This is a genomic window from Lentimonas sp. CC4, assembly GCF_902728235.1.
Classification (GTDB): Bacteria; Verrucomicrobiota; Verrucomicrobiia; order Opitutales; family Coraliomargaritaceae; genus Lentimonas.
Genome location: NZ_CACVBO010000001.1, coordinates 1887527 through 1903492, shown reverse-complemented (window position 1 = coordinate 1903492; position 15966 = coordinate 1887527). Strand labels below are relative to the sequence as shown.

The window sequence follows — 15966 nt, the reverse complement described above, 5'->3', positions numbered from 1 at the left end:
TTTTACGAAATGATAAAAGGAAAGAGCTGCAGGTTAACTGTCGTCTGAGCGGGTAGTAAGACGTTGGATCGTGACTGCACTCAGCGCATCGGCGAGGTGAGCGTTTACTCTCTCCGCCTGCTTACGTGCAATTAGTTCGTTGCGGATTAAATCATTCACCGCCTCAAGCGGGCGGACTGTCGCTGGACGCGCCCCCGTTTTCATAACGATCCAGCAACCATCCCCGAGAGTAATCACGTCACTGGTGACACCCACATCGAGCCCACGACCAGCCTCCAAGACGGCACTCGGGATACGGTGATTCGTCATAGTATCAGGAATCCAACCCACATCGCCCCCTCGATAGCGGCTCAATTGCTCGTCAGAATATTCACTGGCGATTCGGCCAAATCCTTGATTTCCGGATAAGCCTTGCGACTCAAAGAGCGATACTGCTTCGCGCAACCGCTCCTCCGCCTCGGTTTGTTGGGAGGACGACAGCTTGTTACTCACTTCGATAAAAAGAACCGCCAGACGTGTCGCTCCAGGAATCGTAAAATCGTCCAAACGCTCGCGATATGCAGCAGTCACGGCTTCCTCGCTGACTTGCTCTAGAGCAGGATCTCTGCCTTGCGACTGTTGTCGCAACGCATGAATTAGCAAGCTGTCCATACGATGTGCCACCACTGGATCATCTGCGAGACCCAAGTCTCGTGCATACTCCACCAGTGCGGCACGCTCGATCAACTCCTCAAGGGTTTCCTCTTCTGTAAGTTTGGGCAACCCAAGTAATTTTTTACGCGCATACTCACGTTCAAGATCGGCCTCGGTAATCGTTCGGCTACCAACAACCGCATAAACCTGCACGGTTGAATCTTGCGCAGACTCCGATTGTGGTGACTGTGAGCACCCTGAGAATCCGATGGTCAAGATGCATAGGACGATCCTCACGCCCGTCTTAGAGATAATTTTACTCATTGATATCAACACGGATTCGGACGAGCATAACGTCTTGCTCAGTATATTTCATAGAAGAGCGATAGACCATGACGCTAGGATCCGAGCCATCTTCGTCAGAAAGCACGAACTTAGAACCTGCATCCACCCAGTCGCCTCCGGGAAGCATATACTCAACAGTAGCGACAACATCAGAAGCTAGCAGATTACGGCGATAGCTTATCTCAACGTAATCGCCAAGCAGAGTGAGATTGGCTGCCAAGTCCTCAGACTTCGGCTCAGTATTCATATCACCTGCAAGCGCGTAATGGAGCAGTGTGGCATCCCCATCCGTCGGTGCACTCGGAGATGCGACAAATGCTGCCGCAACAGCCTCACCGCTCTGCCTCGAAATTGTCCATTCGGCAAAGGTCATTTGCTCCTTGATTAGATACAGCTTCTCGCTGTCTCCGACCACATCATAAGTGGCACCTTCTTTGACGGCGACGCGAATCGTCTTCACGAAACTATCAGGAAGCGCCGCGAGATGCGCCGATGGAATAAACTGTATCGGCTTAACGGATACGCCAGGAGAGAATTCAATAAACGGGCTCACATAAGTGTAGTCTACACCATTGCTCGCGCTGCCGGTGATCTCTAAAGGAACAAACAGTGAAGCGCCGAGCGATGAAGTCCGGTGTAACAAAAGCAAGCCGGGTTGGATTGGATCTGCAACGGCCTTAGAAGCCAAGACTTCAAAATACAGCTCTGGTAATTGATCACGGATTTCAATCTCCGCACTCGAAGCTTCGCCAAGTGTGTAGCCAGCGTTCGGTGTCAGAGTGACAATCAGCTTTTCAGTCGGTTCAGTAATGCCATCAGCAAATGGGCTGACTGAGAGAGTCGCTTCCGACTCATTTGCGCCAAATATGACAGTGGGCAGAATCGTGCGGAAGTCACTGCCGTTTGATGCCGTTCCAGATAGCGTGATATTCGTAGTTAATTCGGAAGACAAATCACCTTCACGGGTTAACACGAAGGAACCAGAGGATTCATTTTTCTCCTCAGCATTCTTAACCGCTGCGATTGAAATGCGCGGGTCGAGGGCCACATCACCAGACGCTAATTGACCATTGTAATAAAGCTCAACTAGATCGCTCTGCGCAAGATGTTGGTTCGGGAGATTGATAGTCAAATCAGGCAGCCCAGCTTGGGTTCCCCCTGCATATACATTGAGCTGCGTATCGTCGCCGACGAGCGTGACAGTTAGGTAATCAAACAATTGACTAGATGGCTCTACTAGTAGACCGGAAAAATCCAGAACATCACCTTCAGCGATCGAGAAATCCTCTACAGTCTGCTGTTCTTTCGCCGCAAGGAAATAAAAGGTGTCACTACCTGCTCCGCCCGAATACGAACCAGAAGCGGACTGACTCGCCACAATAAAGTCGCTCAACGGACTACCGGTGAGGTCTGCCGCAGGTGAGCCGCTAATAAGAACGAAGGCAAACGGCGCGCCGATTACTTCGCCCTCAGGAACGATCGAGTCAGTCTCAGCACTCAGGTCTAAACTCGAAGCAGTCGTCGAACGTCCGAGATCGAGGGCCATCACGCCAGCCGCGACATCCGCTGAGAGATCCGCACGGATCGATTCGAGTGGCTTCAAACTAGCCTCAGGATCAACCGGCTCAGTGATGTAGATCGCAATCTCCGCAGTGGTTGCGGCATAGGCCGCGCTTCCATCACTCAATGCGATCGAAAAGCGTTCCACAGGATTCTCAGCCGCGTCTTCAAGCTTAAAACGAAGTTGGCCTTGACTGATTTGAGCCTGAGTCATCTGCGCGCCCGCCTCGAGTGCAGTCAAGATACGACTAGTCGGATCCCACCGAGCAAGTATACCCGATGCTGGCATCGAGGTAAACTGATAGGTCAGGTTCTCTGGTTCCGTATCAACATCCGCGCTTTGCAGGAGCATGATTGAAGTGCCACTTGCATAAGCCACGAGTTCACTGGTAAGAATCGAAGGCTTTAAATCGCTACGATTCGGATCGGTTCCTCGAAGATACTCAGCTAGATTATTCAAGCCGTCGTCATCACCATCACCAGTCGCATCACCGGCAAACTGTTTATCGAGGCCGTGCACATCCTCCCACCAGTCAGGAATACCATCGTCATCGAAATCTTGTTCGGGCAAAGAAACCTCTAAATCCAAGCGAAGCACCCGACCACGATCTTCTTGTGACAATTCAATGGTGGACCGGGCTGGAGTCACCACGGATGCAGTGTAGCCATCCACTGCCAGCGCTTGGAGCGTCAGCGTGCTCGAAGAGGCGTGAAGCGACAGGTATTGAGCATTGTCAGCCAAGCCTAGACTCAAAGCCTGATGTGGTATCTCCAGCACATAGGAATACTCTCCGTTGGAATAGTCGGACAGATCGGTGGCCATGGACACAGATGTCCCACCTTCGATCTGGATCTGGGCGGTGAGCTCTCCTTGGTTAAGCACCTCGCTATTGGCGGCGCGATTGTAGATCTTACCGAACAAAATTGTTGGAGGCTCGACAATCACCTCGGCCTCAGCATCGGCATGCAGGGAATTGCCGGAGATGACAAGCATACCCAGGGCGATAAAAATACCGAACAGTCTTTGTAAGTGATTCATGATGTGCGAATTGGCGCGTCCAGCGAATGTTTTAGATTGTAGTTTTCTCATCTTTTAGCCGCCACTTTGCCCGTAGGTATATAGTGAGAGTTTAATGTCAGAGACACTTTCGATGAAGCGTTCAAGACCACGCTCCGAATCCGAGTTGAGATTGAGGCCTGGAATGATCAATACCCAGCTGGTGTTCCAGACCGAGCGACCGATCAAGCGCGTGTCTTGTGCCGGCTCCAAGTAGTCGCTCGGATATGCACGGAAGTCCGAGAATCTACGCTGCTCGCCGAAGTTACCATTGAGCGAATCAATCACAGGAATGTAACCGCTATTTTGCAGAGCCGCATTCGACGCAGGGAATGGCACCGGAATACGCTGGTCGAAGACACGCCACTCGCGCGTCTCATCGACATCGTCACTGCGTGCGACACGCATGATATCCACACCTGTTGGCAGCAAATAGACACGTGGCGTTGCGGCGAGGTCTGCCTCTAGAGAGGAGTCCACGTAGTCGTCGAACGCCACACCTACACTTGCAATCTTAGTAGCGAAATTGCTTACACTGAAGTAGTGATCACCACCGCTCAACGCCTGACCGAAGAGATTACGGCCGGGGTTGATCTCAGTGCTAAAGCGAATGACGATCCCTGGCTGTGGCACACGTGCTCCAGATGCGTCAAACTCAGGCGCAAACGGACGACAGTAGGCACGGAATTCAGGAATATCCCACAAGTCATCAACTGTCGCCTTAGTTAGCGTGCGCTTCCAAAGTTCATCAGAATCGACTCCTGGGTTCGGCACCAATACGGTGCTATCAATCGGTTGCGCACTTCCCTTCGGGAGGATGCGGAACAGCTCGGTGCGCAAGGAAACATCACTGGTTTCCTTCTGCACATTATTTAGACCAAGCTGACCTTCTTGCGACTGATAATTCAGATTAATTGAGGCTAGGATATTTGCAAGGCCGGTGCCGATCTGCGGCTGACCATCAACAATCGTGCCGAGTGAGCGTGCCTTGACGATGGCATCGTAGTAACTGCGGGCAGATCCTGCATCGCCCTCCGCAAAATTCGTTTCATAATCGTAAGCACGTGCGGCTAAGAAAGCATACTGTGCGGCCAGATCGAATGAACTACGGTAGTTTTGGATTTGGTGATTCCTAGAGATACGGAAAGTCATATCCTGGTAACGACGTAACTGAGTGGAGGCAGCAACGCGCTTATTGAAGGCCGCCCGTTCGTCAATCAGTCGCGCACCCTCGTCCAGCAAAGAGCGGTATTGGTTCGAAAGATCCTCAAGGGCTTGCAACTCCTTGAAGACAGCGATCCGCTTGGATGGCTCATCTCCCAAGCTGTCTTCGAACTCCTTCAACCATTCCGCAATGTTCAAGCTGCGCTCATCGCGCCCCTTTGCTAGTTCGAGCTCAGCTTCAGTAATTGCGAGCCCTTGCTCAGCGATTAACTTACCAACTAAGAATGCCTTCTCAGCAAAGGATAGGCCGGTCTCGACAACGGTTGAACTCAGTCGAATACCTGCACCAACGGCACTGATCGCGTCTCCGGGAGAGACAGCGAGACCACCAGTCGGCAGATTGCTAGGGATCGCTGCGGCCGCTGCGGCAGACAACTTAAATGCGGTCTCCTTGGTCGTCGCTGAGACTCCCTGAGCAGTCTCAAGAGCTGCGATAATGGCGTTCACGACATACTTGACTCGAACAAAACCCTCGTCGCGTTCTTGTAGTTCGCCCGATGTCGAGAGGCGTGCGTTCACCAAACGTAAGATACGCACTTGTTCGCCCGTCAGCGCGTCCCAATCAGCGATCGCGCGAGCGACATCCGCCTCTTTTTGCAGCATCTGATTGATGAGCTGTTGCAGTTTACCCACTGCAGGCCGCGTGCCCCAATTATCGGGAGCAATGAAGGTGTATTGACCAGCCGTCACAGGCATCAACTCGGTCAGGTTATCCAAATCCACCTTCGGGGCTGTCAAATCCGTGTAATCGACGCCGAACAATCCGCCATCCACACTTTCTCCCCAAGTCAGGCTATTGGTGCTGGATGCAAAGGTTGGATTAAACAGATTACGCAAATCTCCACCAACCTCGTCCAAGCTGTCGGCAAAGGCGCTGCTCCATAACTTGCCATCTGGATCACCTTGGAGCTCGGAGTTACCCTCAAACGCGTTGTAGAGATCACCACCATTGAGTTCATAGCCATTCGTGGAGTCGAACGACGCATAGCTCGAGGCAGGACCAGGAACTGTCTCAGAGGTGATCTGGTTTGTTTTCACGTAAGAATAGAGTGCGAGGTCAGGCCCCTCGTAACCAGCGGGGTAGAAACGGCCTGGACCAACCGTTCCTTCATAGGGCTTGCCGAAGATTTCAATCAAGCGGTTACGGTATGTCAGGTCTTCTTGGAATGTCGCATTGCGGAAGTCCGCCTCGCTGACACCAATATTACGTAAACGCGCCGCAGAAGCGTCTGCAGCAGACTTTGAGGCCTGGGCATTGGCAAGCATCAGAGCGGCACGCTCGTAGATCTGCTCAAAATGTAACTGTCCCTGAATATCTGAGCCTACCTCAAGGAAATTAGGATCAATATCCATGACCAATGCATCCTGAGAGACACCAAGTGGGTTGAACCCCTTGTCCGAGTTATCGAGTGTCCGCTGAACAGAATTGAGATTCGATGAGATAACTGAGATGTCGCTGTTCGACTTACGGTCGACCTTTGAAATGCCTTCGAGCGTGTCGTTCGGATGTTCAGACGGCAGTAACGCATTGGCAGTCACCCAGTCAAAATAGGCACCCTGTGCAACACGACGTGTCCAGCCATCGACACCCCAAGCACGATCGACATTTGTATCTACATACCCCTGCCATTGTGCAGAAGGATCCGAAACGAACTCGGCACGGTAGGCTAGGTCAACAATCTCGGCGCCGGCTTTTGCCTTCTGCGCAGCGGTTGCCGCAAACTTACGCTCATCTAGGAAATCGACGGAAATGACGATATCCTGCAAATTGTAAGACTCCGAGCGAGACACCCAGTTAAACGCAGGGTGATTAAGAAGCTCATAGGTATTACGAAGCGCAGTCAGATAATGTCCCCAAGCGTCACCATGGGCCTGAGGGAAGAGCGTCATTGCATCATCCTCGTCGATAAAGCCATCTTGGTTAACGTCCGTGATATTATAGTTTGTCGCGTAGATCGCCTCCCCCTGATCCTTGGTAAAGTTCCAGAAGAGTCGGTTGTAAACAGGTCGGGCGAAGTTGTCATCCACCCCGCGGAGAAGTGACAGTTCCTCCTGAAGCAGAGAAGACATTTGGTTTTGGAAGCTGAATCGACCAGTTCCTGCACTGCCTGATCCGACGTCTGAGCTGCCAAATCCTGTCGACGGATCCAACGCATCAACGTAGGCCTCGTTACCCAGAAGCGTGTAAAAGTCTGCTAGACGAGTCGAAGCCAACTGGAGAGCGTTCGCGATCGCAGGGCTGCTAACTGGACGAGAGAGATCGATACTCAATGAACGCGCACGATCAAGGACCGTGCCGTAGAGTTCGATCAAGCCGACATTCTCAATTACGTCCTTGTCTGGGTTAAGCGCAACGCGCCCTTCAAAGCGTGGACCGAGTTGGGAGATCATCGAGGTCACCGTAGCTGGATTGTCCCCTTCAAACTCGCGAATCCGAGCTTCGTATGGGTTAACAGCATCCAAGACACGCTTAATCCAACCTTGGACCAGTTGCGCTGCATAGTCGTTTACGCCATTTAAGTCGAAGTCATTGAATGGGTCCGAATTACCTGCACCTGCCCACGTAAAGTTGACAGTGGACCAATTCGTTCCAGAAACCTGATCGTCCTTATGGCGGTAGCGAAGGAACCAGAACGAATCTGCCAACAGAATCTCAGGCGAATTCGGGTTTCCTTTAATTGTAATTTCAGAAAGTCCCAAACCGCGATTACCATTCGGATCGGGGAACAACTTCCATGGGTTGGTCTGCCCAGCAGGAATTAGGTCAGGTGGCGCAACATTTGTGCTGCCGTCGTCGGGGCGATACCACCATTCGAAGTAGAGATCGTCAGCATTACCGCCAAAGTCACCTGTCGAGCGCACGACTACGTTCTCATCAAAAACATTCTCAGCCTCCACTGTTTTGATCGCCCCACGATAACGCTCGCGTCGGTCAACCTTGATGATGTGTGGTGTGATCGGCAGACTTCCAAGAGATGCATCGTTATTCTCAACGATCGTAATGTAGCTAACGTCAGGACTGCCGTTCGGATCGAGGTAGTCCCCGTTTGGAACCACGGCTAGACCAGGACCAAAAGCCCGAAGCGGCACAACCTCAACGGGTCCGTCTGGGTAGACGATATTGCCGAAATTGTCCTTTTTGATCTCGCCATCCTCATAGACTGGCTCACGCATCAGACCAGCGAGATACGCTTCACGTGCAGCCGCACCAGTGGTCTCATCAACCGGTATCAACCGCGGGTTGCGAGTCGCGTTGTAGAGCTTCGCAACCGCTGTGTCCCATGTCTGCTTTTGAGTCGTATTCGTCGCGGAAACTATGTTCTGAAGGGCCAAGCCATCATTTTGGTTAAGAATGTTTGGTTCAAGAACGTAAACTGCAGGCGGAGCTGCGGTCAGTGTGCTCTCGCCGATATCCTTATCGTTGAGGAGACCAATCATCTCCAGCTGACCTGTTCCAGTCGGTCCACCAATAGGGTTGAAACGAACGCGGCGCTGGAGAGACGCGGGTAGATCATCGAAGTAATATTTACCCTGTCGAATCGTCACGTTTCCAGCTGCGGGTTGTAGCTCGTCCGGAAGATTAAGAGTCGAGAGCGGCGTCGTGCGGACATCGAGCGCATTGACGATACGCGCTGTCCAATCGTCTTCCCATGTATTACTAGGTGAGGTGCTCTTGGTTGAATCGAAAACAATCTCAGCTGAGGCGAATGCAACCACCTGAGGCAGGCCAGGTGTTTCGACCGTAGACGCCTCGCCATCCTCAACGAGGACAGTGGTAGGATTATCCGCTCGATACTCTCCACCGGAGAAGGTTAAAGTCTCACCCGCCTTAAGCACTGGTGGGTTTTCTGGCCACTCGGACTTGTAGACAATCTTTGTAGGTGCATTGTTTGAAGTATCCTGCAGCCTCGGGTTTGTTGGCAAGAATGGCACCGAATCCCCGACGGACGGAACTGCCCATTCTCGGAATGGAACCCCGCGCTCGTCACGGCGCTGCACATAAGAAAAGGCATCGTCGGGCCAGTAGAAGTTAGGAAGGAGCGGATAATAGAAGGAGGCTGAAAACCATGCGTTTTCTCCACCAGAAATGGCCCAATAGGAACCTCGCCAGTCTTCCCAGTATGTCGCCTGAGTGTAAAGATCCTCTCCCTCAATCTCCGGCGGAGGAGACGCACCAATAACAAAGCCAAGCGGATAGAATGGAATCACCGGCTCGCCAGCGTTCATGACCACATTCAAATAGCCTAGGCTCGCCATCTGGGAAGGCGTCGTTGCGATCGAACTAGCGCCGGTGGATTTGTTCAAAATAGCCTGAGGCACAAAGTTCCGAGTGCCGTCGGTCTTGAGGATGTCATAGATCTGCATGCCTGCTTCGCCAGTGGCTTGGTCGACAAACTCCACCAGAACAAATGGATCTGAAGTGTAATCAATCGTGTTGACCGCAGTATTCAGATCACCTTCTCGCAATGCATAGGCTGCAGGTGGGCGCGGAGATACGGTTACATTACGCAAGGAAGGCGCCAGCACGGCGTGCTCCTCGTTCGGATTGTATCCCGGAGCATTTAGATTGTTCTGTGAGTAGATACTCACCGATTGGAAACGAGACGGGTCAAATGTATTTGCCTCTGGGAATCCATTCGATGCACCACGAACAATCTGATCCGTTCCCTCAGGGTATTGAGCTTCACTTCCAAATTCGGATGCGATGACAATCTTTGGAAGCGAGGCTTTAGAAGGCCACTCAGGTCGGTATATCTTAGCCACGTAAGGCCACAAGATGTTTTGATTAACGAGCGGGTTGTCATACCAAACGACGACAGGAAGGACATCCTGATCCTGACCAGGGCCATGGTATTCATTCACAGGAATGATTGGTCCAGGAAGGGCATCCGGATTTGCCAGTGTCAGGCTGAGGTTCTCATAGTTCGTTAAGTCATAGATGTCTGTTGCAATAATACCATCAAGGCGCTGACCATCATAGATGTTCACATTATAACGTCCTAGCCCAGCATCACTGAAAACAGTATTGAGCTGGTTCGGGTCGATCACATACCCGGTGTCCAATCGAGCCCGGTCGATGTCGTTAGACTCAGTGATTTTTGTGCCAATGGTGGCTACCTGAGTCGTTCCAAGGTCGGCATCCCAATTACGAGAATGGACTACGCGGACGAATACAAACTCACGCGTTTCACCACTACGTCCGAAATCATTCAGCTCGGTAAAGACAAGGACAGAGATACCAGGGTCAGTTGTCGTAAATAGGTTACTTTGGTCAACTGCAGCGCCCGCAGTTGAATACTTCACCTCCTTGAAGATCAAATCATCATCAGCAACCGGATCGACATTCACTGGGGGTGCACCATGGATGTGTGGATAGTGGCCGGAGATCTTACGCTCGGAGTCGAACGGTAGCACCGCAGTGTAAATAACTTGAGTCGGATCTGTGCGATCGGGTTCCGTCCACTCCAATTTAAAAGTGCCCGGCTTAGTCGGATAGAGCCTGCCTTGCGCTGGGTCCCACACCGCACTCTCTTGGTCTGCAAACTCATTTGGCTTAAAATTAAACCTTGTGACAAATTGAGGGTAAACAACCGGAGAAAACAGAGGCTGACCAATCTCGACCAATGGGATAAAGATCGGAGCCTGACCGTAATTGGTAATCGCACGAACGGGTCTCAATAGCGAAGGGATAGTGAGCCCCACATAGTTGGCCTGATTCACGTAGCTGGCACGGTTCGGATCAGGTAGGTCAGTTGAATCCTCTAGATTGTAGGAGGATGGATCGATGTCGGCATCCACATTGAAGTAGTAGGTATCGCCATTGAACCAACTAACGATCTGGTCGCCGCCAGAGTCTACCTTTTTAAACAGAACCTGAATCGCGGTGCCTGGATCAAACCAGCGAGATGCGGTTTCGACGTAAGGAGCTGCTATTGATGCTTTCGTTTTAACAACAACCAAATCGTCCCCATCGCCGTTCGAGGACTGGGCATCAATGCCATACTGGAGCTGCCAAATAAACTTAATACCACTCGGATTGCCAAGCGTTGACCCATCCCGCGCTGGAATCTGGATACGCGGTTCAGCACCATCGATACTGATATTTACTATCGTATCAACGAAAGCAGCATCCGTCGAAATATCAGTCCCCCCTTTACGTGCCTCGTCATTCTGAACAGTGCCTGTGTTCGGGTTGAATAAGCCATAGACCTCATACTCCTTAACCTTGTAGCGAATCTTCAAGCCAGGGTGCGAGGTGATATCTTCGACAAAGTTGTCGACTGTTAAAACCGGAACCGTGCCCGCCTCAAACCAGTGCTTATTGACAATTGGATCTGGATTACCTGTAGCCTTAGAGGAAAGAAGTCCGACAAAATCGGCTCCGTTAACCTGTCCAAGTGTGTTGGTAAAGTCGCTGTCGATCGTAATCGCAAACTCATGCTGCCAGATCATAGTCAGCGTTGTATCCTCCTTGATTTCGAATGTATAGCGAAGCGGGTTCGCAGCCTCTGCAACCTGATTGACGGTCATCGCCACCGCTTGAAATCTCTCCTCAGCATCGGCGGCGTTGGCAAGAGGCATGTTGGCTCCATTCATATCACGATAGATATACTCAGGAACTGTCACTCGGACTAAGTCCCCACTAGTTACGGAATAACCTGTCTCAGTATAGGGAACAGTAGTGCCGTCAATTTCCACACTGATAAAATTCATGTTACTGAGTGAGAGGTTCGCCTCAGTCCGGTGCTCAAAATTCAGGGTATATCGCTGCGGACCGCGGAAGGTGTAGTTGGCAGGCCCTGGATTACTGGTAGGAAGTGTGTAAGTCTTTGGATTTGTGGGGTCGCTCGCGCTAGTGACCTCAATAACCGCTGGCGTCGTCTCGTCAAAAAACCATGTCGGCCAGTTACCGGCTCCAGCGACGATGTCGACTTCAGCGGAGAAAGATTCGCCTGGATCAAAACTATCAAATACGAACTCGAGGATATGCTTTTCCGTTGAGCTTTGTAGCACCTGAGTGGTGTCAGCGTCTGTCGAACCAGCTGGACGTGTAAAATTACGATTAAACCAATCACCAGTGTCGTTGAATTTTTGGGTGTCGAGCGGATCCGCTATGATACGAAACCGACTAATCGACTCGTCGCCCAAGTTGGTGACGGTGATCTGCGGCGTGTCGACATCATTTTGGATGGTGACGCTGATGTCTAGCACCGCGAACAGGCTAGCAGGCAGCGAGCAGAAGAGAATAGAGAGGAGAAGTCTAAGACGGAAGTGTTTCATGTATCAATTGCGTCCAGCAGTTAAAAGGCGTTGAGTGTATCGACGGTGCTGACCCGGTTCAGTGTGAACGACCCAGAAACCCTGAGACCGATATCAGAATCGGGTCCAAGGTTTTTATGGAGACCGAAAATTTCTTCCGTGTATGTGCCACTCACGACAAACACACCGTAACCTGTCTGCCGGAAGGTGTCCGGCTCAGTGTCGAGAGTCAGGTCAATGACGCGTGTTATATCCAGCCCGACAGTATGGTCAGGGTGACGTCGGTGTCGGAATGGGTTCGTCGGGTGGCTAGCAGGAAGTGTTAGGGTGGTAGTCAGATCAGTCGAGCCCAGAGCAAAGGTTCCAGACACTGGCTGCTCATTCATCGAAACACGAGCAGCTGTCGCATAAGGAACACGCAGGGCTGTGAGCGCTGCAGCCTTAGCCTTGTCACGAATCGAAGCCTCATTGGCCAGGAGCTCTCCAGCTTCATTCACTGCGGCAATCGCAGCAGCCTCGGCAGCGATTTCAGGCGCGTTAAGATACTCATCTGAGGCGATAAACTCCTGATATGCATCGCTCGGGCTCTTCGTGGGTTGAGCAAAGCGAGCCACTAAAATAGGGTCGTCTAAGGTCGCAAATCCTACACTGGCGAGATCTCCGGCAACTGGCAGCTCATTTTGAGCCTCAACAAAATCAACCATGGATACGAGGATCGCGTCGACCGCATCCGAGGAACGGCTGCCGATCTCTGGTTGCCCGACGCTACTTTCGTAGTTTGACACATTGACCAGCAATGCGGCATTCTTGGCGTCGGCAGAAGGTGTGTTCGTCGCAGACTCTAAGTCCGCTCGATTCGGGATAACAGCAACCTGCCCCTTAAAGGTTGGGTTGCTAGTATTAGTATCGAACAGCAGATCTAAGACAAGATTCCTAGAATCAATCGCGATGATGTTGTCGTGCCTCTGGTTATACAGTGGCAAACCAGATTCAAAAATATAAAGGCTATTGGTAGACGAGAGCGAGACATCCGAAGCCAGCTCAGCGTTAACAAAAATCGGACCAGTTGCGTAGTTAGTAATTGGAGAAACTGGCCCCGCCCAGTTATCCCCGACGATCACTCGATCAGCGTAGACGACCGGGATGGTGAAATTGTCGTCATCCACTACAGTTACGGTATGCAAGCCGTTGTAACTTGGATCCGAATCAGTGATTTCGATAATGTCTCCTGCGCTGAGACCGTGATCAGTTGCAGTTATCTGGGTTACAGTCGCACCACCGCTCGCAAAACTACCAACAGCTCCACCACCAACTGCGTCGCCTGTCCAGTAATCTTCAGCGGCCACTCGAGATTCGAACGGAACTGAAATACTGAATGTGTCGGCGTCAATGACTTCGACTGGCATCGCCCCATTGTATATCGCAGCAGAATTGGCGACCGTGATTGAATCACCAGTAGTCAATCCATGTGCGGCGGATGTGATGATCGTTTCGAAAACAATCGGCGAGTAGTCCACCACATCTACCAAATTAAAAGAACCCACGAGGTCTTGAGCAACGCCGTCTACCATCGCACGCATCGTCTCACTCGCTAGAAATTGATTATAACCGTCATCCTCCTCGATAAAGGATGCGGCTGCTAGCTTGGCAGCACGCTTTTTGGCATCATCACCAACAGCAGCGCTCGCCGCATTATGAATGGCTGCCAACATCTCTTGGCCACGCGTGTCTTTGACAAATGAACCTGTTTCGAGTGCATTTGCTTCAGTCGTAGCAGTCGTGTAAGGACCAGAGCCGGTTCCACCGACCGCGATGTCGTCGACTTTTCCAGGCGTCAAGTTAGTCGTATAAAAATCAATAAATCTAGCATCCGCGTCCGCTTCATTTTGAACGACCAAATTTGCCGCATTCAACGCAGCGTTCTCAACCGCAGTGACATCCGGGCTTGCCACATTCGCAATGGTTGCCGCACTTGCGGCTAAGTCATCGACCAAAGTTTCAAGCGCAGCTGTCGCAATCGGATCTGCAAAGTCGAAAGTCGCGCTCGAAATACGTGAGGCTCGCTGCCCGCCAATGTTGCTGTAGAGCAATGGGTCAGTAATCAAGACCACATCAGCATCGTTATCGACTGTAACCTCGTCCCTAGCGGCGACGACCACGTGCTTTAACAGTCGAGTTTTACCCTCGCTATCCACATGTAAAATGAGCCTCAAGCTCGCAGCGTCGTATGTTGATGTCGTGGCGCGGGGATCCGGAGCACGCGGAGTGTTATTCGCGTCCAAAGGAACCGTGACCTCATTCACCTGGTCTAAAACGACCTCACCAACCCACAGGCCTGTCAAGGGCTCGTTGGCTTGGGCCGAAGCAACTAGCGCAGCCAGAGAAAAAAGAACTGGAAAATGGTATCTCATTTAAAGCGAATCAGTTGGAGGTGGAAAGCGCCTTAATTGGCACCCAAATTCGAGTCGCCAAGCTGGACTCGAACAGGAGATAAGACTGGGCAGCGTCAATTTCTAGATCGCCACGTCGCAGTGCGACAGGCATCCGAATCGAAAAACCGCCATCGATTGGCGGAAAATCTTGCGACCACGAGGTCGATGGAAAATCGACCGGCACACTACGAAGGGGCGCATTAACATCCCCTAGAATAGTCATCTGCAATGAAAGCGGAACGCCCGGCTTACCACTCTCGATGACATGCTGAACACTGTAGCTGACCGGATTCGGAGAACGATTAGTCAGCATCAAATCTAGGGGGCTATCCATCAACACCAGTCCGCTAGTATCGGGAGCGGCAACTTGAAGCGGCCCCTGGAAATCGGAACTACCATTGCAAAAGACCCAGAAGGCTTCGCCTGGAGCAAGCGCCTCTGAAGTCATGCTTATCACTTTCTTCCAGACTCCATCCTGCATCCGGTAGATCGATTGATCACGGTGAGCCGCTGAACCCTCGAAGAACTCGTAAAAAGTGGGCCCCCCACGTTCTGCAACTGAAAACCCAACAAAATTATAAGAATCGGGAACCCACTCCGTCCGCGCCACGACCGGCCGTCCCTCGATTTTCAAAGTAAAAGACTCACTTGCCTTTATCAAATAGCCCCGCCCCCCATAAATCTCACCGAGATCTGAGAGGAATGAGTGCTCCTCAGAACTCGGATACCAGCGAAGCCAACCCGACGCACGCGATAGGTCAACCGTAGGATTGGTAACATATTGGCGTGTTGCGCCACCCCCGACATAGCCCGCCACACACTCAACCGACAGGCCCTCAAATACATCGGACGGGGCAGTGCTATAGGGCTCTACTTCTAAATAAACCGCATTCCAACCAGCCCTAATATCTACTGATTGCACGACCGCGTGACACAGGTGGACGCTAAAAAATAGCGTAGCTACCAAGCATGAGAACTTAAGGCAGAGCGACTGCCTAGATAAATACAAACAATACCGCACTAGAGCGGAACTCGCTTGAACACTTCGCCAAAACCGATTTTTCATAACGCTATAAAGATAAGGAATAACCATTGCAGACATATAAATTAGGCTTCGTATAAAATCTCGAGCAAAGGAATGTGAGTTCTCAGGCAACCACCAAGCACACCGCATTCACCGCTCGATTTGGGCGAGACAATGCAAAGGCACAAAAATGATGCATAGAGTTCAGAGAAAGAGAATGGAGTTAGGCAGCTAGTAAGTAACTAAACTACTCGATCTAAGTAGTTCAGCTTAATGGATTGACCAATGAAAATCCCTACTTCTCAGAAAATTACGACTATAAAATTAAAAATATGTAAGTTTTGGCACATTCATAACACCCTATCCTTTAAAGACTAAGGGATCTTTAAAGCAAATCTCTACTACCTTAGCTGATACCGAAACCTAAAGAT

The 15966-nt window shown here is 51.3% G+C and carries 5 protein-coding genes; all 5 read right to left on the bottom strand.

Annotation, left to right across the window (positions count from 1 at the left end):
* Window positions 1–33: 33 nt before the first annotated feature.
* Genes GZZ87_RS08380 through GZZ87_RS08360 form a run of 5 tightly spaced genes read right to left on the bottom strand, consistent with a single transcriptional unit; the run spans window position 34 to window position 15433 of the window.
* On the bottom strand, window positions 34–957 hold the full coding sequence (locus GZZ87_RS08380) for a peptidyl-prolyl cis-trans isomerase (protein WP_162027551.1): 924 nt from the start codon (window positions 955–957) through the stop codon (window positions 34–36).
* On the bottom strand, window positions 950–3577 hold the full coding sequence (locus tag GZZ87_RS08375) for a Calx-beta domain-containing protein (protein ID WP_162027552.1): 2628 nt from the start codon (window positions 3575–3577) through the stop codon (window positions 950–952). Before GZZ87_RS08375 ends, GZZ87_RS08380 begins: the two co-directional genes overlap by 8 nt.
* A 54-nt stretch (window positions 3578–3631) precedes the next feature.
* The gene (locus GZZ87_RS08370; protein WP_162027553.1) at window positions 3632–12100 is read right to left on the bottom strand and encodes a hypothetical protein; all 8469 of its coding nucleotides are present in this window, start codon (window positions 12098–12100) and stop codon (window positions 3632–3634) included.
* Between the two features lie 20 nt (window positions 12101–12120).
* The gene (locus GZZ87_RS08365; protein WP_162027554.1) at window positions 12121–14490 is read right to left on the bottom strand and encodes a hypothetical protein; all 2370 of its coding nucleotides are present in this window, start codon (window positions 14488–14490) and stop codon (window positions 12121–12123) included.
* Window positions 14491–14500: 10 nt separating this feature from the next.
* Complete coding sequence (locus GZZ87_RS08360) at window positions 14501–15433, bottom strand: hypothetical protein (RefSeq protein WP_162027555.1); 933 nt, start codon at window positions 15431–15433, stop codon at window positions 14501–14503.
* Between the last annotated feature and the right edge of the window lie 533 nt (window positions 15434–15966).